Here is a 22118-nt window from a genome sequence, read left to right on the forward strand (position 1 = left end):
CCGACTTCCCGTGATGCCCGCTTCCGCGTCGCCCTCCATTGCCGGCCTGCTGCTCGCGGGCGGTCGCGCGACCCGCATGGGCGGCGCCGACAAGGGCCTGCAGCTGCTCGACGATACGCCGCTCGCGCTGCACGTACTGCGCCGGCTGTCGCCGCAGGTCGACGAGACGCTGATCAGCGCGAATCGCAACGCCGATCGCTACGCCGAGCTCGGTGCGCCGTTCGACGCGCGCGTCGTGCCGGACGAAACACCCGATTTTCCCGGCCCGCTCGCGGGCCTGCTCGCCGGCATGCGGGCGGCGCGCGCCCCGCTCGTCGTGTGCTCGCCCTGCGATACGCCGTTTTTGCCGGCCGACCTGGTCGCGCGCCTGCACGCGGCGCTCGACGCGCAGCAGGCCGACATCGCGATGGCGGTGACCGTCGACGCGCAGCAGGCACGCTCGCCGCAACCGACCTTCGCGCTGCTGCGCACGTCGCTCGCCGACGATCTCGCCGCCGGGCTCGCGGCCGGCGAGCGCAAGGTGCGTGCGTGGTACGCACGCCACAAGACGGTCGAAGTCGAGTTTCGCGACGAGCGTGCGTTTTACAATGCCAACTCCCGGCAGGAACTCGCCGCGCTTGCCCGCCGCTGACGGCACCGGCACCGTTCCCGCCCACCGCATGCGCCTCCGCGCTCAGGCGCCCTCTTCGCGCCACCGGCCACGAACCCGATACGCCTTGCGGCGCAGTCCGACTGATGATCACGCAATCCACGCCCGCCTCCCGATCCGCACCCGATTCCGATGCTCCGCTGTCGCTCGCCGACGCGCAGGCGCTCGCGTGCCGTTTCGCGGTACCGGTCGACGCGTGCGACACGGTGTCGCTGCATGACGCGCTCGATCGCGTGCTCGCGGCCGACGTGAATGCGCCGTTCGACATTCCCGCGTACGACAACTCGGCGATGGACGGCTACGCGTTCGACGGCAGCGCAAGTGCGCCCGTATCGGCCGGCGATATCACGCTGACGGTCGCCGGCACGGCATTCGCCGGTCATCCGTTCGACGGCGCCGTGGCGCCCGGCGCGTGCATCCGCATCATGACCGGCGCGCCGATGCCGGCCGGATGCGATACGGTCATTCCGCAGGAACGCGTTCGCATCGACGGCGATGTCATCCGCTTCGCCGCGCATGACGCCGCGCGCGGCGCAAACTGCCGCAAGGCCGGCGAGGATCTCGCGCGCGGCGCCTGCGCGCTCGCCGCGGGTCGCATCCTGCGCCCGTCCGATCTCGGCCTGCTCGCGTCATTCGGGTGCCGCGAGGTCACGGTGCGCCGCCGCGTGCGTGTCGCCGTGTTCTCGACCGGCGACGAACTGCGCGAACCCGGCGAGCCGCTCGATCGCGGCACGCTGTACGACAGCAATCGCGGGATGCTGATCGCGATGCTGGAAAGACTGCACATCGACGCGCTCGATCTCGGCATCGTCCGCGACGATCCGGCCGCGCTCGAACGCGCGCTGCGCGATGCCGTCGCCGCACAGGCCGATGCGGTGATCACGTCGGGCGGCGTGTCGGTCGGCGAAGCCGACTTCACGCGTGACGTGATGGCGCGGCTCGGCGACGTGACCTTCGCGAGCCTCGCGCTGCGGCCCGGCCGGCCGCTCGCATGCGGCACGCTCGCGCGCGCGGCCGACGGCGCCGGCAGCGTGCTGTTCTTCGGGCTGCCCGGCAATCCGGTCGCCTCCGCCGTGACGTTCAATGCGATCGTGCGTCCCGCGCTGTTGACGCTGGCCGGCGCGCACACGCCGCCGCCGGCGATGTACACGGCGCTCAGCACCCAGGCACTGAAGAAGCGCCCGGGCCGCACCGAGTACCTGCGCGCCATCGCGACGCGCGCCGCCGATGGCCAATGGCACGTCGCGCCGGCCGGCTCGCAGAGTTCCGCATCGCTGAGCGGCCTCGCGGCCGCCAACTGTTTCATCGTCCTGGGCCACGATACCGCGGCAGTCGACGCGGGCGCCCCGGTCGACATCCTGCCGCTCGACGGCCTGATCTGAATTCCAATCGGTATATCTCTACGGGGGCAATCCGCACATGAAAAAACAAATCTCGTCGATCGCCGCGGGGCAAACCGCGAAGGCGCTGATCCTCGTCTACCTGACGTTCAGCGTGCCGATCGTGCTGCTCGGCATTCTGGTCGCATACATCCGCTACGGGATGGTCGAACTGAGCACGATCCTGAGCGCGCTGCTGCTGAACGCGATCCTCGGGTTCGTGCTGCTGTGGATCGCATGCCACGCGTACAACTGGGTCGCCTCGCGCTTCGGCGGCATCGAGATCGTGCTGTCCGATCCGCCGGAGGAAGCGTGAGCGGCGCGCCGCTGATCCGCACGGCCGAAGCGCGCGACGTCGGCGCGATCCTCGCGCTGATGCGCGAACTGGCCGAGTTCGAGAAACTCACGCACCTGTTCGTCGCGACCGACGCCGATCTCGCCGACGCGCTGTTCGGCGAGCGGCCCGCCGCCGAAGCGCTGGTGGCCGAGCTCGACGGCGCGATCGTCGCGTATGCGTTGTTCTTCCACAACTATTCGACGTTCCTCGGCCGTCGCGGCCTGTATCTCGAGGATCTGTACGTGCAGCCATCACAACGCGGCACGGGCCTCGGCACCGCGATGCTGCGGCACCTCGCGGCACTGGCCGTCGAGCGCCGCTGCGGCCGCTTCGAATGGTCGGTGCTCGACTGGAACCAGCCGGCGATCGACTTCTACGAGAAGATGGGCGCGACCGTGCTGCCGGAATGGCGCATCGTGCGCGTAACGGACGACGCGTTGCGCACGCTCGCCGGAAACTGAGCGCAGCCCGGCCACGCCGGTCGCTGCTTCAAAAGAATACGGGCGCCGCGGCGCCCGTATTCGTTCCCGTCAGTTGCGGCCGAATTCGGCCCCACGCGTCATGCGTCGTCCGCATCGGCGCCGTCCGCGCCTTCCGCGCCGAGCAGCCCGGCCGCCGTCTCGCCCGGCAACGCCTCGACCTGCTTCAGCTTGCGGTTCATCACACGGGTGCGCTGCTCGGCGGCCTCGATCGAACGCGTGACCGTTTCGAGCTGCGCCTTCGTGCGCGCGAGCACATCGCCGAACTTGCCGAACTCGGTCTTCACCGCCCCCAGCACCTGCCACACTTCGCTCGAGCGCTGCTCGATCGCCAGCGTGCGGAAGCCCATCTGCAGGCTGTTCAGCAGCGCGGTCAGCGTCGTCGGCCCGGCCACCGTCACGCGATAGTCGCGCTGCAGCAGGTCGGTCAGCCCCGGGCGGCGCAGGATCTCCGCATAGAGCCCCTCGGTCGGCAGGAACAGCAACGCGAAGTCGGTCGTATGCGGCGGCGCGACGTACTTCTCGGCGATCGTACGCGCCTCCATCCGCACGCGCGCTTCGAGCGCACGCGCCGCTTCCTCGACTGCCGCCGAATCGGCGCGCTCCTGCGCATCGATCAGCCGCTCGTAGTCCTCGCGCGGGAATTTCGCGTCGATCGGCAGCCACACCGGCGGCGCGTCACGCGTGCCGGCGTCGCGGCCCGGCAACCGGATCGCGAATTCGACACGTTCGCTGCTCTTCGGCACCGTCGCGACGTTCTTCGCATACTGGTCGGGCGTGAGCATCTGCTCGAGCAAGGCCTCGAGCTGTACCTCGCCCCACGTGCCGCGCGTCTTCACGTTGGTCAGCACCTTCTTCAGGTCGCCGACGCCGGCCGCGAGCGTCTGCATCTCGCCGAGCCCGCGATGCACCTGCTCGAGCCGGTCCGACACGAGCTTGAACGATTCGCCGAGCCGCTGTTCGAGCGTCGCGTGCAGCTTCTCGTCGACGGTGCGGCGCATCTCCTCGAGCTTCGCCGCGTTGTTCGTCTCGATTTCCTTCAGCCGCTGCTCGAGCGTCGCCCGCACTTCGCCGATCCGGCGGTCGTTGGCCTCGGTCAGTTGCGTGAGCTGCCGGTTCAACGTGTCGCCGAACAGCCGCAGCGCGACCGTCTGCTCTTCGCGCGCCTGCTGCGCCTGGCGCTGCACGCTCTCGCGCATCGCATCGAACTGCTGCGCATTGCCGGCGACGAGCTTGCCGAGCTGCTGCGCGAAACCCTCGATCTGGTTGTTCTGCACGGTCGCGATGCTCGTCAGCTGCGTCGCGAGCGTCTGCTGAAGCTGCGAGAAACTGCCCGCCAGCTCGGTGCGCGAGCCGCGCGCGTTCTCGACGATCTCGCCGCGCAACTCGCGTTCGAGCCGCTCGACCGCGCGTGCCTGCGCGTGCGCGGCGTCCTCGATCTGGTCGCCGAGCACCACCGCATCGTCGCGGCTGCCGCCGCCGCGCATGAGCGCGACGACGGCCACCGCCAGCGCGACGGCCAGCACGACGACCGCCGCCAGCAACAACGTCGTCATCATGCGCGCGGCTTCCCGATCACGTCAGGGTTGATCGGGTTCGGCGGCTGCCCCGCGCGCGGCCCTTCGCCCAGCGCGGCAATCAGGTTGTCGGCGGCGAGGTTCGCCATCGCGCGGCGCGTCTTTTCGGTCGCGCTCGCGATGTGCGGGGTCAGCACGACGTTCGGCACCTCGAGCAGCGCCGGATGCACGCTCGGCTCGCCTTCGTATACGTCGAGGCCGGCCGCGGCGATCGTCCCGTCGCGCAGCGCGGCGGCCAGCGCCGCGTCGTCGACGATGCCGCCGCGCGCGATGTTGGTCAGCGTGGCGGTGGGCTTCATCTGCGCGAGCTCGGCCGCGCCGATCGTGTGATGGTTCTCCTTCGTGTACGGCAGCACCAGCACGACGTGATCGGCGCGCGACAGCAGCGCCTCCTTCGACACATACTCGGCGTTCAGTTCGGCCTCGATCTCCGGCGCGACCCGCGACCGGTTGTGATAGATCACCTGCATCCCGAAGCCGCGCGCGCGCCGCGCGAGCGCCTGGCCGATGCGCCCCATCCCGATGACGCCGAGCGTCGAGCCGTAAATGTCGCTGCCGAGGAAGCCGTCGTACGCCCACTTCTGCCAGTGCCCGGCGCGCAGCCAGTGCTCGGACTCGGCGATCCGGCGCGCGGCGGCCATCATCAGCGCCCAGCCGAAATCGGCGGTCGACTCGTTCAGCACGTCGGGCGTGTTGGTGCCGAGCACGTTCGCCGCGTTGAACGCGGCCATGTCGAAGTTGTTGTAGCCGACCGCCATGTTCGACACGACGCGCAGGCGCGGGGCCGCCGCGAGCGCGGCTGCGCCGACCGGGTCGCCCGCCGTCAGCGCGCCGTCCTTGTCGGCGAGACGCGCGGCGAGCGCGTCGGGGGCGAGCGCGTCGCCGTTGTTCCAGTCGACTTCGAAATATTGCTCGAGCCGCTCGATGACGTCCGGAAAAATCGGACGTGCGACCAGGATCTTTTGCATCGCCATCTCCGCATGCCGCGGCCGGAACGCGGCGCATCGTGCGCCGTCGGGACCGTCCGCGCTTGGTTGAAAATCGTCAGCCTACGCCGTGAAGAAAATCCACGACGTCAGCAGGAATATCGGTACCAGCACGACGAGCGCCCAGCCGAGATACGCGAAGAAGCTCGGCATCTTCACGCCGCGCGATTCCGCGATCGCCTTCACCATGAAGTTCGGCGCATTGCCGATGTAGCTGTTCGCGCCCATGAACACTGCCCCCGCGGAAATCGCGGCGAGCGTCGTCGCGCCCGTCGTCATCAGCGACTGCGCATCGCCGCCCGCGAGGTTGAAGAACACGAGGTAGGTCGGCGCATTGTCGAGGAACGACGACAGCAGGCCGGTCGCCCAGAAGTACATCGCGTCGATCGGCTTGCCGTCGGGCCCCGTGACGAGATGGACGATCTGCGCGAACGCACCGTCCGCGCCCGCGCGCAGGATCACGATCACCGGCGCGATCGTCACGAAGATCCCCGCGAACAGCTTCGCCACCTCCTCGATCGGCGCCCAGTTGAACGCGTTGCCCGCGCGTGCCGAACGCGGTGTCAGCGCGAGCGACGCGAGCGCCACGACGACCAGCGCGACGTCGCGCACGAGATTCTGCAGCGCGACGTGCGTGCCCCACACGTCGAACGTGATGCCCGGTTTCCAGATGCCGCTCATCAGCACGAGGCCGATCACGGCCGCGAGCAGCGCGAAGTTGACCTTGCCGTCGATCGACAGCGCGGCGCCGTCGGGTGTCGGATCGAGCGCGGCCGGCCGCACCTCGCCGCCCTTCCGGTAGAAGTACGTATCGAGCAGGAAGAACAGCGTCAGCAGCACCGCGCAGATGAACAGCATCGGCAGCGCGAGATGCGTGGTCGTCCAGAAGAAGCTCACGCCGTTCAGGAACCCGAGGAACAGCGGCGGATCGCCGAGCGGCGACAGCGAACCGCCCGCGTTCGCGACGAGGAAGATGAAGAAGATCACGACGTGCACGACATGTTTGCGGTTGTCGTTCGCGCGCAGCAGCGGCCGGATCAGCAGCATCGCGGCGCCCGTCGTGCCCATCACGCTCGCGAGCAGCGTGCCGAGCGCGAGGATCGCGGTATTCAGCTTCGGCGTGCCGTGCAGGTTGCCGTTCACGCAGATGCCGCCGGCGACCGTGTAGAGCGCGGTCAGCAGCACGATGAACGGGATGTACTCCTCGAGCAGCGCGTGCACGAGCGTGCCGAACGCGGTGCCCGCGCCGAACGCGAGTGCGAACGGGGCCAGGAATGCGATCGCCCACGCCGCGGCGATCTTGCCGAAGTGGTGATGCCAGAACACCGGAGCGACGAGCGGGAACACCGCGATGGACAGCAGGATCCCGGCGAACGGGATGCCCCAGAGCGCGGACAGCGTGGCACCGTCGAGCGTGGCGGCCGATGCGAGCGCGGGAACGGCGCCAAGCGCGGCTCCCGACGCCATGCCCGCCCAGGCGGCATGTCGTTTCATGCAGAACTTCCTTGTGCGAGTGAGTCGAGTCAGTCGAGTGCGGAGGGATCCGGCGGGCGCGTCATGCGCCCCGCACGACGATCGCGTGAACGCGATACGGGCCGTGTGCGCCCAGCACGATGGTCTGCTCGATGTCGCCCGTGCGCGACGGGCCCGATACGAAATTGACCGCGCGCGGCAGTTCGCCGCGCTCCGCGCGAATCAGCGCGAATGCGTCTTCATGACCCGCGACGATCCGCGACGCCGGCACGATCGCGATGTGCGTCTCCGGCAGCAGGCCGGCCGATGCATAGGTGTCGGGGCCGGACAGCAGCACCAGCGAACCCGTTTCGGCGGTCGCGCAGAAGCAGCCGGTCAGGCCGACGAGATCGCCGTCGCGCGGCTTGCGGCATTCGACCGACAGGCCTGCACCGGCCCAGTCGAGCTCGGACAGCGTGCGCCATGCGACGGCCTGCATCGGCAGGCCGTGGGCGGAAAGATAGCGGGCAGCGGCGGCGGGCGCGTCGGCAAGTGTCGCGACTTCGTCGACCGTGGTCGACAGGCGCGCCGCTTCCTCGACGAATGCGGCGACGAGGTCGGCCGGCAGCGGCGGGCGTGGCCCCTCGGGATGACGGGCGAGATAGTCGTCGACGCCGTCGCGCTCCGCTGCATCGGGTTCGGCCGCGCGCCCTTGCGCCGCGCGAATGCGTGCGAGGATCTGGCGACGGGCAGCGGAAGTGTCCATGAACGGTCCTCGTGACGTTGGCGTGCAATACCGTCCGATTATACCGGCCGCCCTCGCCGCGACGCACCTGGCCGCGCGGCCGATGCTTACTTCGATGCGCCGTCGTCGACCGGCTGTGGGATGCCGAACACCTGGCGCAGGTAGGCGAGATACGCCTTGTCGTCGCACATGCTCTTGCCCGGCGAATCCGACAGCTTCGCGACCGGCTGCCCGTTGCAGCGGACCATCTTGATCACGATCTGCAGCGGCACGTAGCCGAGATCGTTCGTGAGGTTGGTGCCGACCCCGAACGCGAGCTTGCAGCGGCCGCGGAACCGTTCGTACAGTTGCATGACCCTCGGGATGTCGAGCGCGTCCGAGAACACGAGCACCTTGGTGCGCGGGTCGCAGCGATTCGCCTCGTAGTGGCGCAGCATCCGCTCGCCCCACTCGAACGGATCGCCCGAATCGTGGCGCGCACCGTCGAACAGCTTGCAGAAGTACATGTCGAAGTCGTTCAGGAACGCGTCCATCCCGTAGACGTCCGACAGCGCGATCCCGAGGTCGCCGCGATACTCCTTCGCCCACATCTCGAAACCGTAGGTCTGCGAATCGCGCAGCCGCGGGCCGAGCGCCTGGCACGCCTGCAGGTATTCGTGCGCCATCGTGCCGAGCGGCGTCAGGTCGTGCTTCATCGCGTAGAACACGTTGCTCGTGCCCGCGAACTGCGGCCCGAGCCCGTCGCGCAGCGTCAGCGCGACCTCCTCGTGCCACACCTTCGAGAAGCGCCGGCGCGTGCCGTAGTCGGCGATCTTGCAGTCCGCGAACTCCGGCTTCGCGCCGAGCAGCTTGACCTTCTCGCACAGCCGCTCGCGGCCTTCGCGATAGTCGGGCTCGCGCTGCGTGTTGCGGAAATAGACCTCGTTGACGATCGCGAGCACCGGGATCTCGAACAGGATCGTGTGCAGCCACGGCCCCTCGATCACGATGTCGATCTCGCCGTTGCCCTTCGGCGAAGGCGTGATCGAGATGTACTTCTCGTTCAGGTGGAACAGCGCAAGGAAGTCGACGAAATCGCTCTTGATGAAGCGCATCCGCCGCAGGTAGTCGAGTTCGACGTCGGTGAAGCGCAGCGCACACAGGCCGCGCACCTCGTCGCGAATCTCGTCGATGTACGGGACGAGATCGACGCCGGGCGTGCGGCACCGGAACCGGTATTCGACGTTTGCGGCAGGAAAGTGATGCAGGACGACCTGCATCATCGTGAACTTGTAGAGATCCGTGTCGAGCAGCGAAGTGATGATCATGATTACGGCACCGCCAATATCGTGACAGGGCCCCGGCGCACCGCGCGCCGCCCGGTCTGCGGCCATGTTACCCGAATGCGGGCCCGACCATCATGAAACCGCCCCCCGCCCTGCCCGGCCCCGACGCGCCGGCGCCGCGTGCGCGGCATCCGCCGTCGGCCCCATAAACTAATCACGAAACGATATAAGCCGGATAGCCGACCACGCCATGCGGGTTTTGCGCTTCAGTTACAATGCCGCTTTTGGCGCAAACGCCACCCCATATATACCGCCAAGCAGGAGCGTTTTAATGACTCACGTTGTGACCGAAGGCTGCATCAAGTGCAAATACACGGACTGCGTGGATGTGTGCCCGGTGGATTGCTTCCGTGAAGGTCCCAACTTTCTCGCCATCGATCCGGACGAGTGCATCGACTGCGCCGTGTGCGTCGCCGAGTGCCCGACCAATGCGATCTATGCCGAAGAAGACGTTCCGGGCGACCAGCAGCAGTTCACCGAGCTGAACGCCGAGCTGGCGAAGAACTGGCCGTCGATCACGAAGACCAAGCCGGCACCGGCCGACGCGGACGAGTGGAAGGACGTGCAGGAAAAGCTGCACCTGCTCGAGCGCTGATCGTGCAGCGGTGCCATGAAAAATTTTTTGTGCACCGCCGCCCAAAAGTGTTGACAGGTTAGCGAACACTCCATACAATCTCGTTTCTCTGCTGTTGTTGTTTGTTCCCCGATAGCTCAGTCGGTAGAGCGCCGGACTGTTAATCCGTAGGTCCCTGGTTCGAGCCCAGGTCGGGGAGCCAAAAAGCAAAGGCCCGTTGAAAGTGGACGGGTTTTTTGTTGGTAACCGAACAAGCAAGCAGATGTACCGATTTATTCCCCGATAGCTCAGTCGGTAGAGCGCCGGACTGTTAATCCGTAGGTCCCTGGTTCGAGCCCAGGTCGGGGAGCCAGACAGCGAAAGGCCCGTCATTCGACGGGCCTTTTGTTTTTCCGGCACCCGTCGGCCACCGACGCGCATGCTAGAGTCTCTGTCCCGCATTCGCATCCGGTTCCGTCGATGAAGCACCGCCTCCTTTCCGCCGCGCCGTTCGCCCTGCTGTTCTCCGCCTTTGCCACCGCGCCGCTCGCGCACGCGGAGGAAGTCGGCAGCGTCAACACCCACTTCCGCGTGACGGGCTCCGACCGCGTGGTCGTCGAAGCGTACGACGATCCGCTCGTGACCGGCGTCACTTGCTACGTGTCGCGGGCGCGCACCGGCGGGATCAAGGGCACGCTCGGCGTCGCCGAGGATCCGAGCGAAGCGTCGATCGCATGCCGGCAGGTCGGCCCGCTCAGCTTCAAGGAGCCGCTCAAGCAGCAGACGGACGTGTTCAGCGAGCGCATGTCGTTCATCTTCAAGACGCTGCACGTCGTGCGCGTGGTCGACAAGAAGCGCAATACGCTCGTCTACCTGACCTACAGCGACCGCATTGTCAGCGGCAGCCCGAAGAACGCCGTCACCGCGGTACCGATGCCGGCCGGCACGACGATTCCGGTCAAGTAAGCCCGCGCCGGCCGGGCGCGCGAGCGATACACTGTCGATTCGACCGCCCTCGCGCCCGACCATGTCCGCCACCCGTCTTCTTCCGGACTCCGCACGCTACTGGCGCACGCCGCTGTTGCCGGACGCGGATCTGCTCACGGCCACCTATCGCGACCATACGTTCGCGCCGCATTGGCACGACGCGTACACGATCCCCGTGATCCTCGAGGGTGCGGAGCGCTACACCTGTCGCGGCAGCGGCCATGTCGCCGAAACGGGCACCGTGCCCGTGATCAATCCCGGCGAAGTACACACGGGCTCGCGTGCGACCGACGAAGGCTGGTGCTATCGCGTCAGCTACGTGCCGGTCGATTATATTCACGCGCTCGCGAGCGCGATCGCGGGGCGCCCGCAGGATGCGCCCTGGTTCCCGTCCGGCGTGATCCGCGACCCCGATCTCGCGGCACGGCTCGCGCTGGCGCACCGGATGATGGAGGCCGGCAGCGAACGCATGCCGCCGTTCTACCCGCACGAGCAGCCGGCCGCCGACGATCCGGCCACTGCGGCACCGCGCGTCTACGATCCGCTTGCCGCCGAAACGGCGATGCTCGATGCTTTGTCGACACTGATCGCGCGCCATGCGGACGCGCGGCTGCAGCCGGCGGTGCTCGCGGCCGACGAGCCGCGCGTCGACGCGATGCGCGAACGGCTCGCCGCCGATCTCACGTGCACGGTCACGCTGGACGACGTCGCACAGGCCGCCGGCCTGTCGACGTTTCACGCAGCGCGCCTGTTCACCCGCACGACGGGGATGCCGCCGCATGCGTGGCGCAACCAGCTGCGACTGCAGCGCGCGCTTGCGCCGTTGCGCGCGGGCGTGTCGATCGCCGATGTCGCCGCGGCCAGCGGCTTCGTCGACCAGAGCCACTTCACGCGACATTTCAAACGGATGTTCGGCGTGCCGCCCGGACGCTGGCAGCCGCGCTGACGCGCGGGCCTCCGGCAGTCGGAGCCGCGGCGTGCGTCGCCAACCGCGGCGGGCGCAAGAACATACAAGCCGTCGCCGTATCGGCCCGCTATCCTCCGTCTCATGGAGAAGCGTCCCTTGAACCCCACACCCCCGCCCCCGCCTCGCCGTCCGCTCAACGAGTGGCTCGACGGCGCGCGCGACACGATCCCGATGATGATCGGCGCGGCGCCGTTCGGCGTGATCTTCGGCACGCTCGTCGGCGGCGGCCCGCTCGCCGCATGGCACGGCGCGCTGATGTCGCTCGCCGTGTTCGCGGGCTCCGCGCAATTCATCGCGCTCGGCCTGATCGCCGGCAGCGCCAGCTTCGTCGTCGTGCTCGCGACGACGCTGATCGTGAACCTGCGTCACCTGCTGTACAGCGCGACGCTCGCGCCGTACGTCGCGCACCTGCCGCTCCGCTGGCGCGCAACGCTCGGCGCGCTGATGACCGACGAGGTGTTCGCGGTCGCCTACGCGCACTACCGGCACTTCCCGCCCGGTGCGATCGGCCCCCACTACTTCTTCGGTTCGGGCCTCGCGATGTACCTGAACTGGCAGGTCTGGACACTCGCGGGTATCGGTTTCGGCGCGGCATTCCCGGGCCTCCAGTCGCTCGGCCTCGATTTCGCGATGGCGGCGACCTTCATCGCGATCGTCGTTCCGCAGCTCGGCACGCTGCGCTATTTCGCGGCGGCCGCGACCGCCGGCACGCTCGCGTACTTCTGGCAGGGCTGGCCATACAAGCTCGGGCTGCTGGGCGCCGTCGCCGCCGGCGTCGTGGTCGGCGTCGCGCTCACGCTGCTGCACGAGCGCTCGCGCACCGGTTCGCGCACGGAGGCCGCATCGTGAGCTATGCGCTGCTGATCCTCGGGATGGCCATGATCACCTATGCGATCCGGACGACACTGTTCCTGTTCGGCGAGCGGCTGACCTTCCCGCCGCTCGTGCGGACCGCGCTCGGCTTCGTGCCCGTCACCGTGCTGACCGCGATCATCGTGCCGATGACCGTCTCGCCGCACGGCGGCACGGCCGAGCTGACCTGGCGCAATCCGCAGCTCGTCGGCGCGCTCGCCGCCGTGTTCGTATCGGCGACGACGCGACGGCCGCTGGTGACGATCGCGGTCGGGCTCGCGGTGTTCTTCTTGTGGCAAGGGGTCGTGATGCCGCACTGGCTGCCGGCCTGAGCGGGCTTCGCGGATCGCGCTCAAGTTTCCGCTGCGCGCGCCGATATTGGGAATGAAGACCCGCCATCGGCCTCGGCGCGAACCGGTCCGTCGACACTGCGCCCGTACCGGCGCGCGGTGTCGGCCGCCGGCCCGCGCGGGCCGCCATCGAGACGATTCATGGGCCAGATCACCCTTTCCCTCAAGGACGACACGCTTGCGTCCCTGCGCAAGGACTACGACGCGTTCGTGCGCGTATCGCTGAAACTCGACCCGCAGTTCGCGACGCCGTCGTTCGAGGATTTCCTGCGCGCCAAGCTGCTCGACAACATGGTGCCGCTGACCGAGCATGCCGTGCAGCGGATGCTCGAGGGCGGCCAGTACGCGTGGGCGAAGCGCACGCTCGACAAGGAATTCCCGGACGTCGTCGCGATCCTGATGCGGCAGGCCGGCGAATTCGGCTTCGGCTTCGCGTCGCGCGCCGAGTGGACGCCCGACGAGCTCGCAAAGGCATGCCGCGACTGGGCCAGGGCGATCGTCGCCGAAGCACAGAGCGATGCGTCGCTCGTCGATCCGCTCGCCGCGCAGATCAAGAGCGCGGTGCACGACATCCAGGCGCTCGAGGAAATGATGCAGACGCCTGCATGGCGGCTCGCGGAATCGCTGCGGCAGCGCATCTACGAGGCGAAGCTCGCGTGCGAGATGAGCGTCGGCAGCGCCGCGCGCGACAAGCTCGGCGAACTGCGCGGCCTGCTGCGGCTCGGGCTCGCGCACGGCTCGTTCCAGAAACAGGAAGCGCAGCAGATCATGGAATACCTGCGGCTCCTGAAACCCGAGATCTTCGTCGACGAGCCAGATGACGTATTCGCGCGGCTCGCCGCGTGGCTGCGCAGCGTGTTTGCGCCGGCCGCCGCGCGACCGGCGCACGGACCGGGCCCGGAACAGCGCAGGCCATGACGGCCCGCTTCCACCCATGAAAAACGGCCCGGTGCGCGCGAAGCGAACCGGGCCGCCGGATGACCGCCGTCACGACGCGCCTTCCGGGGCGAGCGTCGTGCGATGGCCGGGCACCGCTTACTGCGTGGCGCCCTGGGCCGCTGCACCGCCCTGCACGCCGGCCGACGCGCCGCCGTCGGCGGCTTCGTCGCCCACCTTCGACTTCGCCGAACCGGCATGATGCTTGGCCGACTTCGCCGCATGCTTCGCGTGCTTCTTGGCCGAGTGGACCGACGCCGCCGCCGTATCCTTCGCGCCGTCGCCAGCCGCGCCGACCGCGTCGGTCGCGCCGCTGACCGCATTGCCCGACGCGTTCGCGCCGGCACCGCCCTGCATACCCGCGCCAGCGCCTGCCCCTGCTGCCGGAGCCTGCGCCTCCACGCCAGCGCCCGCGGTACCCTGCGTCGCGACGCCCGTCTGGGCAAACGCGGCCGAAGTGGCGAACGCCGTCAGCGCGGCACCGATCAGCATCGTACGAATCTTGGACATGAGAATCCTCCTCAAGAAGTTGTGGGCGCAGACCGCGTCGATGCGATCCGTCGCGTCCCCTGCCGCAACACGCAGCAGGTACGACAAAAGACCCGCGGCCCGCACGGCCGGTTCTCGAATTTCTCAGACTGTTACCCACCGTTTCATTTGCTGACGAATCGCTCACAGTCCCTAACATCTGCGGGGCGCGAGGGTCCGCGCTCGCGTGCCGGCCCGCGGTGCCGTATGATGCGGGGCGATTCCTCCCGCGCATCGCGCGCCTCTTTCGTCATGCCCAACCTGGATTTCACGCTGACCGGCGAATACGTCGAGCTGCACAACCTTCTCAAGATCACCGGCCTCGCGGACAGCGGCGGCACCGCGAAGATGTTCGTCGCGTCCGGCGCGGTGAAAGTCGACGGCGCGGTCGAACTGCGCAAGACCTGCAAGATCCGCGCGGGTCAGGTCGTGCTGTTCGGGGATACGCGAATCGCGGTCCACGACGCATAGCAGTTCCCCTGAGCCTGACGTGGCCATCGGCGGGCGCGTTCGACACCGTTCGAATAAAGCCGTAAGCTAGCTGTCTCTCAAAATAAATACAGACAGCGCGGGCCCGCACCCGCGCGAGCGCCCATTCCATGTCGCATTCCGGTCTTACGCGGACGGCCGCCGCGCCGCCGTCCCTGTCCAGTCATGCCGCCGATACCGCGCGCCTCGCCGCGCCGCTCGCGATCGCGCAGCTCTCGCAGATGGCGATGAGCGTCACCGACACGGTGCTGCTCGGTTCGCTCGGCCCCGATTCGCTCGCGGCGGGTGGCCTCGGCGCAAACTTCTTCTTCGTCATCGTGACCGTGCTGCAGGGCGTGCTGTCGTCGGTGAGCGTGAGCGTCGCGCATGCGCGCGGCGCGCAGGCAGAGCACCGCGTGCCGCACATCTACTGGACCGGCTTCGTGCTGTCCATGCTGCTCGCGATTCCGGCGATCGTCGCGCTGTCGCTGTCGGAACCGATCCTGTTGATGTTCCACGAACCGCCGACGCTCGCGCATCACGTCGGCGAGTACACCGGCATCCTGCGTTTCGCAGCGCTCGGCAGCCTGATCGGCGTCGGGCTGATGCGCGCGTTCCTGCCCGCGATCGGCGCCGCGCGGCGGTTGCTGTGGGTTTCGATCGGCGGCGTCGGGATCAACGGCGTGCTGAACTACGGGCTGATCCACGGCGCATTCGGCCTGCCGAGGCTCGGCTTCCTCGGCTCGGCGGTCGCGACGACGATCACGATCTGGCTCACCGCGCTCGCGCTGATCTGGCTGCTGCACGGCCGCCAGCGTTTCCGCCACTTCGTGACCGCCGCCCGCCCGAAGCTACCCGTGATGGGCGAGCTGATCGGCATCGGCTGGCCGGTGGCGATCACGTACGGGGTCGAATCGACGCTCTTTCTCGCCACGGGCCTGACCATCGGCGTGCTCGGCGCGACCTCGCTTGCCGCGCACCAGATCGCGCTGAACGTCGCATCGGTGGCGTTCATGGTGCCGCTCGCGATCGGCCAGGCTGCCAACGTGCGGGTTGGCTACTGGGTCGGGGCAGGCGCGCCGGTCGCCGCGCGGCATGCGGGCTTCGTCGCGCTCGGCCTCGGCGTCGCGTTCATGTCGCTGTCCGGTCTCGTGCTGATCGTCGCGCCGCATGCGATCGTCGGCCTGTACCTGAACCTCGACGATCCGGCGAACGTCGGCACGGTATCGCTCGCCGCGTCGCTGCTCGGCATCGCCGCGGTGTTCCAGATCGTCGACGGGATGCAGACCGTCGCGTCGGGCGCATTGCGCGGGCTGAAGGACACGCGCATCCCGATGCTGGCCGCGACCTTCGGCTACTGGGGCATCGGATTCCCGACCGGCTACGTGCTGGCATTCCACGCGGGCCTCGGCGCACGCGGCCTGTGGTGGGGGCTCGCGGCCGGCCTCGCAAGCGTCGCCGTGCTGATGGCATGGCGCTTCCATCTGAAGAGTGCGTCGCTCGTCGCGCCGACGCGCTGAGCGCGACACGACGCAAAATCGCGGCCGGCGCTATGCTTGTCGGTTGAAGACCCAAGACGCCGCGCGAGCGGCGCGACTGCCTCACGATACGCCAGACGCCGCGCGATGCGCGGCCTTTCCCCTTCCCAAGAGGAGTGCATCATGAACGAAGCAGTTCGGATGGAACGCGACACGTTCGGCGAGATCGCCGTGCCGGCCGACCGGCTCTGGGGCGCGCAGACCGAGCGCTCGCTGCAGAATTTCCGGATTTCGACGGAGAAGCAGTCGCCCGAGCTGATCCACGCGCTCGCGATCGTCAAGCGCGCTGCGGCCGCCGTGAACCAGTCGCTCGGCGTGCTGGCCGACGACAAGGCGCGCGCGATCATCGACGCGGCCGACGAGATCATCGCGGGCAAGCATCCGCGCGAATTCCCGCTCGCCGTATGGCAGACGGGCTCCGGCACGCAGACCAACATGAACCTCAACGAGGTGATCGCGAACCGGGCGAGCGAGTTGCTGGGCGGCGAGCGCGGCGAAGCGCGCAAGGTCCACCCGAACGATGACGTGAACCGCGGCCAGTCGTCGAACGACGTGTTCCCGACCGCGATGCACGTCGCGGCCGCCTACGCGATCGTCAACCACCTGCTGCCCGCGCTGCGCACGCTGCGCACGACGCTCGACGCGAAATCGAAGGCCTTCGTCGACATCGTGAAGATCGGCCGCACGCACCTGCAGGACGCGACGCCGCTCACGCTCGGCCAGGAGTTTTCCGGCTATGTCGCACAGCTCGACCAGTGCGTCCGGCACGTCGAATCGGCCCTGCCGCACCTGTACGAGCTCGCGCTCGGCGGCACCGCGGTCGGCACCGGGCTGAATGCGCATCCGGAGTTCGCGGTGCGTGTCGCCGACGAGATCGGCCGGCTGACGAAACTGCCGTTCGTCACCGCCCCGAGCAAGTTCGAGGTGATGGCAGCCGCCGACGCGCTGGTGTTCGCGCACGGTGCGCTGAAGACCGTCGCGGCCAGCCTGATGAAGATCGCGAACGACGTCCGCTGGCTCGCGAGCGGGCCGCGCTGCGGGCTCGGCGAACTGTCGATCCCGGAAAACGAGCCGGGCAGCTCGATCATGCCGGGCAAGGTGAACCCGACGCAGTCGGAAGCCGTGACGATGCTGTGCTGTCAGGTGTTCGGCAACGACGTCGCCGTGAACGTCGGCGGCGCAAGCGGCAATTTCGAGTTGAACGTGTTCCGGCCGATGATCGCGCACAACGTGCTGCAGTCGGTGCGGCTGCTCGCCGACGGCGCGCAGAGCTTCAACGACCACTGCGCGGTGGGCATCGAGCCGAACCGCGCGCGCATCGACCTGCTGCTGAACGAATCGCTGATGCTCGTGACGGCGCTCAACCCGCACATCGGCTATGACAAGGCCGCGCAGATCGCGAAGAAGGCGCACAAGGAAGGCACGACGCTGAAGGCCGCCGCGCTCGCGCTCGGCTACCTGACCGAGGCGGAATTCGATGCGTGGGTCCGCCCCGAGGAGATGATCGGATCGCGGTAATCGCGGCATCGACGCGATGACGGGCGCGGCGCGAACGCGCGGCGCCCGTTGCCGTCAGACGGTGCCCTTCGCCACTTCCTCGGGCTTCATCTCGACGATCTTGTCGAGCGCGGCGCGCACGTCCGCCGCGTACTTCGCGAGCACCTTCTGCTCATCGGTTTCCGGCACGAACGGTGGCACCGGCACCGGGTTGCCGTTCTCGTCGACCGCGACGAACACGACGAGGCAATCGGTCGTCTGGCGCAACACGCCGCCCTTCGGGTCGCCGGCATGTACGGACACATGGATGTGCATGCTGGTGCGGCCCGTCGCGACGACGCGCGCCTTCAGTTCGACGAGATTGCCGACCAGGATCGGACGCTGGAAACGGATGTTGCCGACGCTGACCGTCACGCAATAGCGGCTCGACCAGACCGCCGCGCATGCGTACGCGACCTCGTCGATCCACTTCATCAGCGCGCCGCCATGCACCTTGCCGCCGAAGTTCACGGACGATGGCTCGGCGAGGAAGCGGAATACGGTTTCGGTACGGTCGAGGGCGGCCGGTACGGGGGACGGTTGGGACATCGTGGTGGCTCCAGGCGGCGGGGGCGCTGCTATCGGCGCATTATACGTTGCACTGCGGCAACGCGTCGCGGTGCCCGCTGCGCAGCGGCCGCGGCGCGCTCGCCCGCGGGTTGAACCGGCATCGGCCCCGAAAATCGGCGTCCGTCAGTGGCGCAACGTGATCCCCTGGTCGATCGTTCCGTACATTTCGAGGTTGCCGCCCCGCTCGCCGGCGGCGCCCGCGCCGCCCTGCGCACAGGCCGCGCAGACGAGCGCGGCCGCCAACAGGCACAAAATTGTCTTCATCGTTGCATCGTGTCGCATCCGGCGGCCCACTGCCGCCTCGTCCGGCCATTCTACGCGTGCGCGACAGGCGGCCGCTCTCGGTACGCCGCCACTGCATCCGACATTTCATCCAAACGCGAAACATCGAATACGCGCAGCGCCTACACTGCAGTCACCCCGCCAGACGAGACACGACGATGACCGATCAAGACGACCACCACTTTCCGGGCCTGAGCCGCATCGGCGCACTGCTCTCCGATCCGGGGCGCGCGGCGATGCTGTGGGTGCTGATGGACGGCAGCGCACGGCCGGCCGGCGAGCTCACGATGATCGCGGGGCTGTCGCCGTCCGCGGCAAGCGCGCACCTCGCACGCCTGACCGAAGGCGGCCTGCTCGCGCTCGACGTGCGCGGCCGGCACCGCTATTACCGGCTCGCGTCGGCCGACATCGCGGCATCGCTCGAGGCGCTCGCGAACGTGGCCCGCGCGGCCGCCCCGCACCGCGCGGTGCCGCCGCCGTCGCGCGCGGTGCCGGCCGAACTGCGCTACGCACGCACCTGCTACGACCACATGGCCGGCGAACTCGCGGTCCGCATCTTCGACGGGCTCACCACACGCGGCTGGCTGCACGCGGATGGCGACGCGATCGAGACTACCGAGCTCGGCACGCAGGCGCTCGCACGCTGGGGCATCGACGTCGCTCAGCAGCGCGCCCGCCGACGCCGCTTCGCATGCGGCTGCCTCGACTGGAGCGAGCGCCGGGCGCATCTCGGCGGCGCGCTCGGCGCGGCCCTGCTCGACAGCTTCTGCGCGCACGACTGGATCGAGCGCACCGCACGGCCTCGCGTGCTGCGCGTCACCGTGCCCGGACGGCAGGTTTTCGACGATTGGCTTACGTCCGCTTGACGCGCGCATTGCGACCAGGCAACAACGGCGCGCGATGGACAGGTTTTGTTACATCGCGTGCCATCCGACTTACAAAACACCGAGCACTGAAACAGGTCGAGCGGATATTGTGAAATGGACGGCACGAATCGACGCGCCGCGATAACGACCAAGACGCTCATCATGGCCTCCCTGTTCACGCTCAAGCGAACCGCCCGCTGCACCCTGCTCACGTTCGCCGCACTGGCAACCCTGCCCCCCGCATTCGCCCAATCGACAGCGGCTCCGCCCTATGCGGCCGCCGCACGACAGCCGGGCGGCGATCCGCCGAGCCGCGTCGCCCGGCTCAACTACTTGTCGGGTGCCGTGACGACCGAGCCGGCCGGCTCCGATACGTGGTCGTACGCCGCCGTGAACCGGCCGCTGACGACCGGCGACCAGTTGTGGAACGATGCCGGCGCGCGCTCGGAGCTGCACATCGGCTCGACCGCGGTGCGGCTCGGCGATTCGACGAGCCTGTCGGTGCTGAACCTCGACGACACGACGACGCAGCTGAAGGTCGGACTCGGCACCGTATCGACGCACGTGCGCGCTCTGCCACCCGGCGGGTCGTACGAGATCGACACACCGAATCTGGCGCTCGGCATCGCGGGCCCCGGCGACTATCGCGTCGATGTGGCGCCGAACGGCGAGAGCACGACGGTCACCGTGCGCAGCGGCAGCGCGACCGTCTACGGCAGCAACGGGCAGTATCCGCTGTCGCCCGGACAGCAGGTCGTGTTCACCGGCACCGACCTGCAGGTCGCGCAGCAATCGGCCGCGCCGGACCCCGATGCGCTCGACCAGTGGGCCGGCAGCCGCGATGCGGCCGAGCAACGCTCGGTATCGGCCCGCTATGTGTCGCGCGACATTCCCGGCTACCAGGATCTCGACGCGAACGGCACGTGGCGCGAAACCCCGAATTACGGCTCGGTATGGGTACCGAACGACACGCCGGCCGACTGGGCGCCGTACCACGACGGTCACTGGATCTGGCAGGCACCGTGGGGCTGGACGTGGGTCGACGATGCGCCGTGGGGCTTCGCGCCGTATCACTACGGCCGCTGGGCTTACGTGGACGACAGCTGGGCGTGGGTGCCCGGCCCGATGGTCGTCAGCCAGCCACCCGTCTATGCACCGGCGCTCGTCGCGTTCGTGGGCGGCGGCGGCGGTCCGGACTGGAGCGTCGCGCTGACGGTCGGCGGTGTCGCCGCGGCCGGCTGCGCATGGTTCGCGCTCGGCCCGGGCGAAGCGTGGCATCCCGGCTGGGGCGGCTGGAGCCCGCATTACTACGATCGCGTGAACCGGAACATCGTGGTGAACAACGTCAGGGTGAACAACACCGTGAACGTGACGAACATCACCAACATCACCAACATCAACAAGACGTACGTGAACTTCCGCGCGCCGCACGCGATCACGGCCGTGCCGGCGTCCGCATTCGTGCACGGCCAGCCGGTCGCGCACTTCTCGCAGCACGTCGATCCGCAGCAATGGCGCAACGCACACGTGATGCCGGGTACGCCGGGCATTGCGCCGGTGCGCCAGAGCTTTACCGGTGCACTGCGCACAGCCAGCTACCGCCCGCCGGCGGCGCTCGGACAGCACTCGTTCGTCGCAACGCGCAATCCGGCCGTGCCGGCTGCGTATCGCGACCAGGCGGCCGCGCATCTCGCACGGCAAGGCGGCCAGGTTCCGGGCGCGGGCGCGCCTGTCGTAAAGACGAATGTACCGGCCGACTACAGGGCTCGCCCGGTCCGCGTTCCGGGCAATCCGAACGGCGGTGCCTGGGCGATGCGCAACGTGCAGCTGGTCAATCCGCACGGCCCCGTCGTGCAACCGGCGCGCGCGCCGCGCGAAGGCGAGCCGGCCCCGGCGCAGACCGCACGGCCGGGTGCGCCGATGCCGGCCGTGCCGAATATCGCGCGGCCGATGAACGGCCAGGCACCCGACGCATCGCGCTTCGCCAACGGCGCCGCACCGCAGGTGCCGCCGCCGGGCACGCAGGCTCCGCATGCGGCATTGAGTCCCGGAAATGGCGTTCCGCACCCGCCGATGGCCGGCAACGAGCCGCCCGCGCACGACAACCCGCACGCTGCCGCGGCGCCAGCGCCAGCCTGGATGCAGCCGCACACGCCGATGGACCGTCAGCACCCGACGCCGCCGTCCGCGCTGCACGCTGCAGGACAGAACGCGCTGCCGCCCGTGCGCAGCGCGGCGCTGGCCCCGCATCAGGAGGGCGCGCCGGGTACGCCACCCGACGGGCGGCAGGAAACGCCGCGCGCGTTGCCGCAACCGCGACTCGACACGACCGCGCAGATTCCGCAGCCGCGGCCGCGCCCGGATTTGCCGACACCGGCCCAGCAGGCACAACCGCGGCCGGACCGGACAGCCCCGGCGCCGCAACCGCGCCCCGAATTCGCGCAACCGGCACCGCGCCGCGAAGTCGCGCCGCCGCGCGCGAACGAGTACCACCCGCCTGCGCCCGCCGTACATGAAATGCCGCGACCGCAGCCGCCGGCGCCGCGTATGGAGCCGCGGCCGTCGATGCCCGCGCCGCACATGGAACCGCGGCCACAACCGGCACCGCACGTGGAACAGCGGCCGCAACCGGCACCGCATATGGAGCCGCGCCCGCAACCGGCACCGCACGTGGAAGCGCCGCACCCGAGCAACCCGCCGCCCGGCGGCCACGACGAGCGGCGCCACCAGTAACCGTCGCCCGCCGCAACAGAAAG

At 68.9% G+C, this 22118-nt stretch carries 23 protein-coding genes and 2 tRNA genes; 17 read left to right on the top strand and 8 right to left on the bottom strand.

The genetic code is table 11. The features are described 5' to 3' along the window. Window positions 1-13: 13 nt before the first annotated feature. From mobA to GEM_RS12010, 4 genes are all read left to right on the top strand, one after another. Window positions 14-631, top strand: a complete 618-nt coding sequence (mobA, locus tag GEM_RS11995; protein WP_014897671.1) for a molybdenum cofactor guanylyltransferase MobA — start codon at window positions 14-16, stop codon at window positions 629-631. Between the two features lie 104 nt (window positions 632-735). Beyond that, the gene (gene glp, locus GEM_RS12000) at window positions 736-2031 is read left to right on the top strand and encodes a gephyrin-like molybdotransferase Glp (RefSeq protein ID WP_014897672.1); all 1296 of its coding nucleotides are present in this window, start codon (window positions 736-738) and stop codon (window positions 2029-2031) included. 37 nt (window positions 2032-2068) lie between these two features. Next, a complete protein-coding gene (locus tag GEM_RS12005; protein ID WP_006476519.1) occupies window positions 2069-2344 on the top strand; it encodes a hypothetical protein in 276 nt (91 codons plus the stop codon). Further along, window positions 2341-2826, top strand: coding sequence for a GNAT family N-acetyltransferase (locus GEM_RS12010; RefSeq protein WP_014897673.1), 486 nt, complete (start codon window positions 2341-2343; stop codon window positions 2824-2826). The genes GEM_RS12005 and GEM_RS12010 overlap by 4 nt, the downstream gene beginning before the upstream one ends. A 98-nt stretch (window positions 2827-2924) precedes the next feature. Here GEM_RS12010 and rmuC read toward each other — a convergent pair whose 3' ends face one another. The 5 genes from rmuC to pncB all read right to left on the bottom strand — a co-directional run bounded on the left by rmuC (window position 2925) and on the right by pncB (window position 8911). Further along, window positions 2925-4403 carry a DNA recombination protein RmuC gene (gene rmuC, locus GEM_RS12015; RefSeq protein WP_014897674.1) on the bottom strand — a complete coding sequence of 493 codons (1479 nt, stop codon included), beginning with the start codon at window positions 4401-4403 and terminating at the stop codon, window positions 2925-2927. Continuing rightward, on the bottom strand, window positions 4400-5389 hold the full coding sequence (locus GEM_RS12020) for a 2-hydroxyacid dehydrogenase (RefSeq protein ID WP_014897675.1): 990 nt from the start codon (window positions 5387-5389) through the stop codon (window positions 4400-4402). Before GEM_RS12020 ends, rmuC begins: the two co-directional genes overlap by 4 nt. 81 nt (window positions 5390-5470) lie before the next feature. Next, a complete protein-coding gene (locus tag GEM_RS12025) occupies window positions 5471-6901 on the bottom strand; it encodes a sodium:proton antiporter (protein WP_014897676.1) in 1431 nt (476 codons plus the stop codon). A 61-nt stretch (window positions 6902-6962) separates the two neighbouring features. Then, window positions 6963-7625 (bottom strand): LutC/YkgG family protein, encoded by a 663-nt coding sequence (locus GEM_RS12030; protein ID WP_014897677.1) that lies wholly within the window; start codon window positions 7623-7625, stop codon window positions 6963-6965. A gap of 86 nt (window positions 7626-7711) precedes the next feature. Continuing rightward, window positions 7712-8911 carry a nicotinate phosphoribosyltransferase gene (pncB, locus tag GEM_RS12035; RefSeq protein WP_014897678.1) on the bottom strand — a complete coding sequence of 400 codons (1200 nt, stop codon included), beginning with the start codon at window positions 8909-8911 and terminating at the stop codon, window positions 7712-7714. Window positions 8912-9200: 289 nt separating this feature from the next. Here pncB and fdxA point away from each other — a divergent pair, with 289 nt between their 5' ends. The 8 genes from fdxA to GEM_RS12075 all read left to right on the top strand — a co-directional run bounded on the left by fdxA (window position 9201) and on the right by GEM_RS12075 (window position 13556). Then, window positions 9201-9524, top strand: coding sequence for a ferredoxin FdxA (fdxA, locus tag GEM_RS12040; RefSeq protein ID WP_006753067.1), 324 nt, complete (start codon window positions 9201-9203; stop codon window positions 9522-9524). A gap of 105 nt (window positions 9525-9629) precedes the next feature. Next, window positions 9630-9705 (top strand) — tRNA-Asn (locus tag GEM_RS12045). Window positions 9706-9779: 74 nt separating this feature from the next. Beyond that, window positions 9780-9855: transfer RNA gene (locus GEM_RS12050), tRNA-Asn, on the top strand. A 107-nt stretch (window positions 9856-9962) separates the two neighbouring features. Next, window positions 9963-10448: a CreA family protein gene (locus GEM_RS12055; protein ID WP_014897679.1), complete on the top strand. Its 486-nt coding sequence runs from the start codon at window positions 9963-9965 to the stop codon at window positions 10446-10448. Window positions 10449-10509: 61 nt separating this feature from the next. Further along, window positions 10510-11415 (top strand): AraC family transcriptional regulator, encoded by a 906-nt coding sequence (locus tag GEM_RS12060; RefSeq protein WP_014897680.1) that lies wholly within the window; start codon window positions 10510-10512, stop codon window positions 11413-11415. 102 nt (window positions 11416-11517) lie between these two features. Beyond that, window positions 11518-12285 (top strand): AzlC family ABC transporter permease, encoded by a 768-nt coding sequence (locus GEM_RS12065; protein WP_014897681.1) that lies wholly within the window; start codon window positions 11518-11520, stop codon window positions 12283-12285. After that, window positions 12282-12620 (top strand): AzlD domain-containing protein, encoded by a 339-nt coding sequence (locus tag GEM_RS12070; RefSeq protein WP_014897682.1) that lies wholly within the window; start codon window positions 12282-12284, stop codon window positions 12618-12620. Before GEM_RS12065 ends, GEM_RS12070 begins: the two co-directional genes overlap by 4 nt. A gap of 159 nt (window positions 12621-12779) precedes the next feature. After that, complete coding sequence (locus GEM_RS12075; RefSeq protein WP_014897683.1) at window positions 12780-13556, top strand: DUF4088 family protein; 777 nt, start codon at window positions 12780-12782, stop codon at window positions 13554-13556. Window positions 13557-13673: 117 nt separating this feature from the next. On the opposite strand, the gene GEM_RS12080 is transcribed toward GEM_RS12075, so the two are convergent. Continuing rightward, the gene (locus tag GEM_RS12080) at window positions 13674-14084 is read right to left on the bottom strand and encodes a hypothetical protein (RefSeq protein ID WP_014897684.1); all 411 of its coding nucleotides are present in this window, start codon (window positions 14082-14084) and stop codon (window positions 13674-13676) included. Window positions 14085-14354: 270 nt separating this feature from the next. On the opposite strand from GEM_RS12080, the gene GEM_RS12085 reads away from it, so the two are divergent. The 3 genes from GEM_RS12085 to fumC all read left to right on the top strand — a co-directional run bounded on the left by GEM_RS12085 (window position 14355) and on the right by fumC (window position 17626). Then, a complete protein-coding gene (locus GEM_RS12085) occupies window positions 14355-14573 on the top strand; it encodes an RNA-binding S4 domain-containing protein (RefSeq protein WP_014897685.1) in 219 nt (72 codons plus the stop codon). 128 nt (window positions 14574-14701) lie between these two features. Then, the gene (norM, locus tag GEM_RS12090; RefSeq protein WP_014897686.1) at window positions 14702-16090 is read left to right on the top strand and encodes a multidrug efflux MATE transporter NorM; all 1389 of its coding nucleotides are present in this window, start codon (window positions 14702-14704) and stop codon (window positions 16088-16090) included. A 141-nt stretch (window positions 16091-16231) separates the two neighbouring features. After that, on the top strand, window positions 16232-17626 hold the full coding sequence (gene fumC, locus GEM_RS12095; protein WP_014897687.1) for a class II fumarate hydratase: 1395 nt from the start codon (window positions 16232-16234) through the stop codon (window positions 17624-17626). A gap of 54 nt (window positions 17627-17680) precedes the next feature. Here the strand turns inward: fumC and GEM_RS12100 are convergent, their stop codons facing one another. After that, the gene (locus tag GEM_RS12100; protein WP_014897688.1) at window positions 17681-18193 is read right to left on the bottom strand and encodes an acyl-CoA thioesterase; all 513 of its coding nucleotides are present in this window, start codon (window positions 18191-18193) and stop codon (window positions 17681-17683) included. A 144-nt stretch (window positions 18194-18337) separates the two neighbouring features. After that, window positions 18338-18478, bottom strand: a complete 141-nt coding sequence (locus tag GEM_RS31830) for a hypothetical protein (RefSeq protein WP_014897689.1) — start codon at window positions 18476-18478, stop codon at window positions 18338-18340. A gap of 176 nt (window positions 18479-18654) precedes the next feature. Between GEM_RS31830 and GEM_RS12105 the strand changes: the two genes are divergently transcribed. Together GEM_RS12105 and GEM_RS12110 are read left to right on the top strand one after the other, a co-directional pair. Beyond that, complete coding sequence (locus GEM_RS12105) at window positions 18655-19362, top strand: ArsR/SmtB family transcription factor (RefSeq protein WP_014897690.1); 708 nt, start codon at window positions 18655-18657, stop codon at window positions 19360-19362. Between the two features lie 162 nt (window positions 19363-19524). After that, complete coding sequence (locus tag GEM_RS12110; RefSeq protein WP_041490680.1) at window positions 19525-22095, top strand: DUF6600 domain-containing protein; 2571 nt, start codon at window positions 19525-19527, stop codon at window positions 22093-22095. Window positions 22096-22118 lie beyond the last annotated feature (23 nt).

It is taken from the genome of Burkholderia cepacia GG4, assembly GCF_000292915.1.
GTDB lineage: Bacteria > Pseudomonadota > Gammaproteobacteria > Burkholderiales > Burkholderiaceae > Burkholderia > Burkholderia cepacia_D.

Excerpts from the sequence above, each read along its gene's own strand:
- mobA (WP_014897671.1), top strand. The coding sequence starts at position 14 with ATGCCCGCTTCCGCGTCGCCCTCCATTGCCGGCCTGCTGCTCGCGGGC.
- GEM_RS12005 (WP_006476519.1), top strand. The coding sequence starts at position 2,069 with ATGAAAAAACAAATCTCGTCGATCGCCGCGGGGCAAACCGCGAAGGCG.
- GEM_RS12020 (WP_014897675.1), bottom strand. The coding sequence starts at position 5,389 with ATGCAAAAGATCCTGGTCGCACGTCCGATTTTTCCGGACGTCATCGAG.
- GEM_RS31830 (WP_014897689.1), bottom strand. The coding sequence starts at position 18,478 with ATGAAGACAATTTTGTGCCTGTTGGCGGCCGCGCTCGTCTGCGCGGCC.
- GEM_RS12100 (WP_014897688.1), bottom strand. The coding sequence starts at position 18,193 with ATGTCCCAACCGTCCCCCGTACCGGCCGCCCTCGACCGTACCGAAACC.
- fumC (WP_014897687.1), top strand. The coding sequence starts at position 16,232 with ATGAACGAAGCAGTTCGGATGGAACGCGACACGTTCGGCGAGATCGCC.
- GEM_RS12025 (WP_014897676.1), bottom strand. The coding sequence starts at position 6,901 with ATGAAACGACATGCCGCCTGGGCGGGCATGGCGTCGGGAGCCGCGCTT.
- norM (WP_014897686.1), top strand. The coding sequence starts at position 14,702 with ATGTCGCATTCCGGTCTTACGCGGACGGCCGCCGCGCCGCCGTCCCTG.
- pncB (WP_014897678.1), bottom strand. The coding sequence starts at position 8,911 with ATGATCATCACTTCGCTGCTCGACACGGATCTCTACAAGTTCACGATG.
- fdxA (WP_006753067.1), top strand. The coding sequence starts at position 9,201 with ATGACTCACGTTGTGACCGAAGGCTGCATCAAGTGCAAATACACGGAC.
- GEM_RS12080 (WP_014897684.1), bottom strand. The coding sequence starts at position 14,084 with ATGTCCAAGATTCGTACGATGCTGATCGGTGCCGCGCTGACGGCGTTC.
- rmuC (WP_014897674.1), bottom strand. The coding sequence starts at position 4,403 with ATGATGACGACGTTGTTGCTGGCGGCGGTCGTCGTGCTGGCCGTCGCG.
- GEM_RS12085 (WP_014897685.1), top strand. The coding sequence starts at position 14,355 with ATGCCCAACCTGGATTTCACGCTGACCGGCGAATACGTCGAGCTGCAC.
- GEM_RS12030 (WP_014897677.1), bottom strand. The coding sequence starts at position 7,625 with ATGGACACTTCCGCTGCCCGTCGCCAGATCCTCGCACGCATTCGCGCG.
- GEM_RS12105 (WP_014897690.1), top strand. The coding sequence starts at position 18,655 with ATGACCGATCAAGACGACCACCACTTTCCGGGCCTGAGCCGCATCGGC.
- GEM_RS12075 (WP_014897683.1), top strand. The coding sequence starts at position 12,780 with ATGGGCCAGATCACCCTTTCCCTCAAGGACGACACGCTTGCGTCCCTG.
- GEM_RS12055 (WP_014897679.1), top strand. The coding sequence starts at position 9,963 with ATGAAGCACCGCCTCCTTTCCGCCGCGCCGTTCGCCCTGCTGTTCTCC.
- GEM_RS12060 (WP_014897680.1), top strand. The coding sequence starts at position 10,510 with ATGTCCGCCACCCGTCTTCTTCCGGACTCCGCACGCTACTGGCGCACG.
- GEM_RS12065 (WP_014897681.1), top strand. The coding sequence starts at position 11,518 with ATGGAGAAGCGTCCCTTGAACCCCACACCCCCGCCCCCGCCTCGCCGT.
- GEM_RS12110 (WP_041490680.1), top strand. The coding sequence starts at position 19,525 with ATGGCCTCCCTGTTCACGCTCAAGCGAACCGCCCGCTGCACCCTGCTC.
- glp (WP_014897672.1), top strand. The coding sequence starts at position 736 with ATGATCACGCAATCCACGCCCGCCTCCCGATCCGCACCCGATTCCGAT.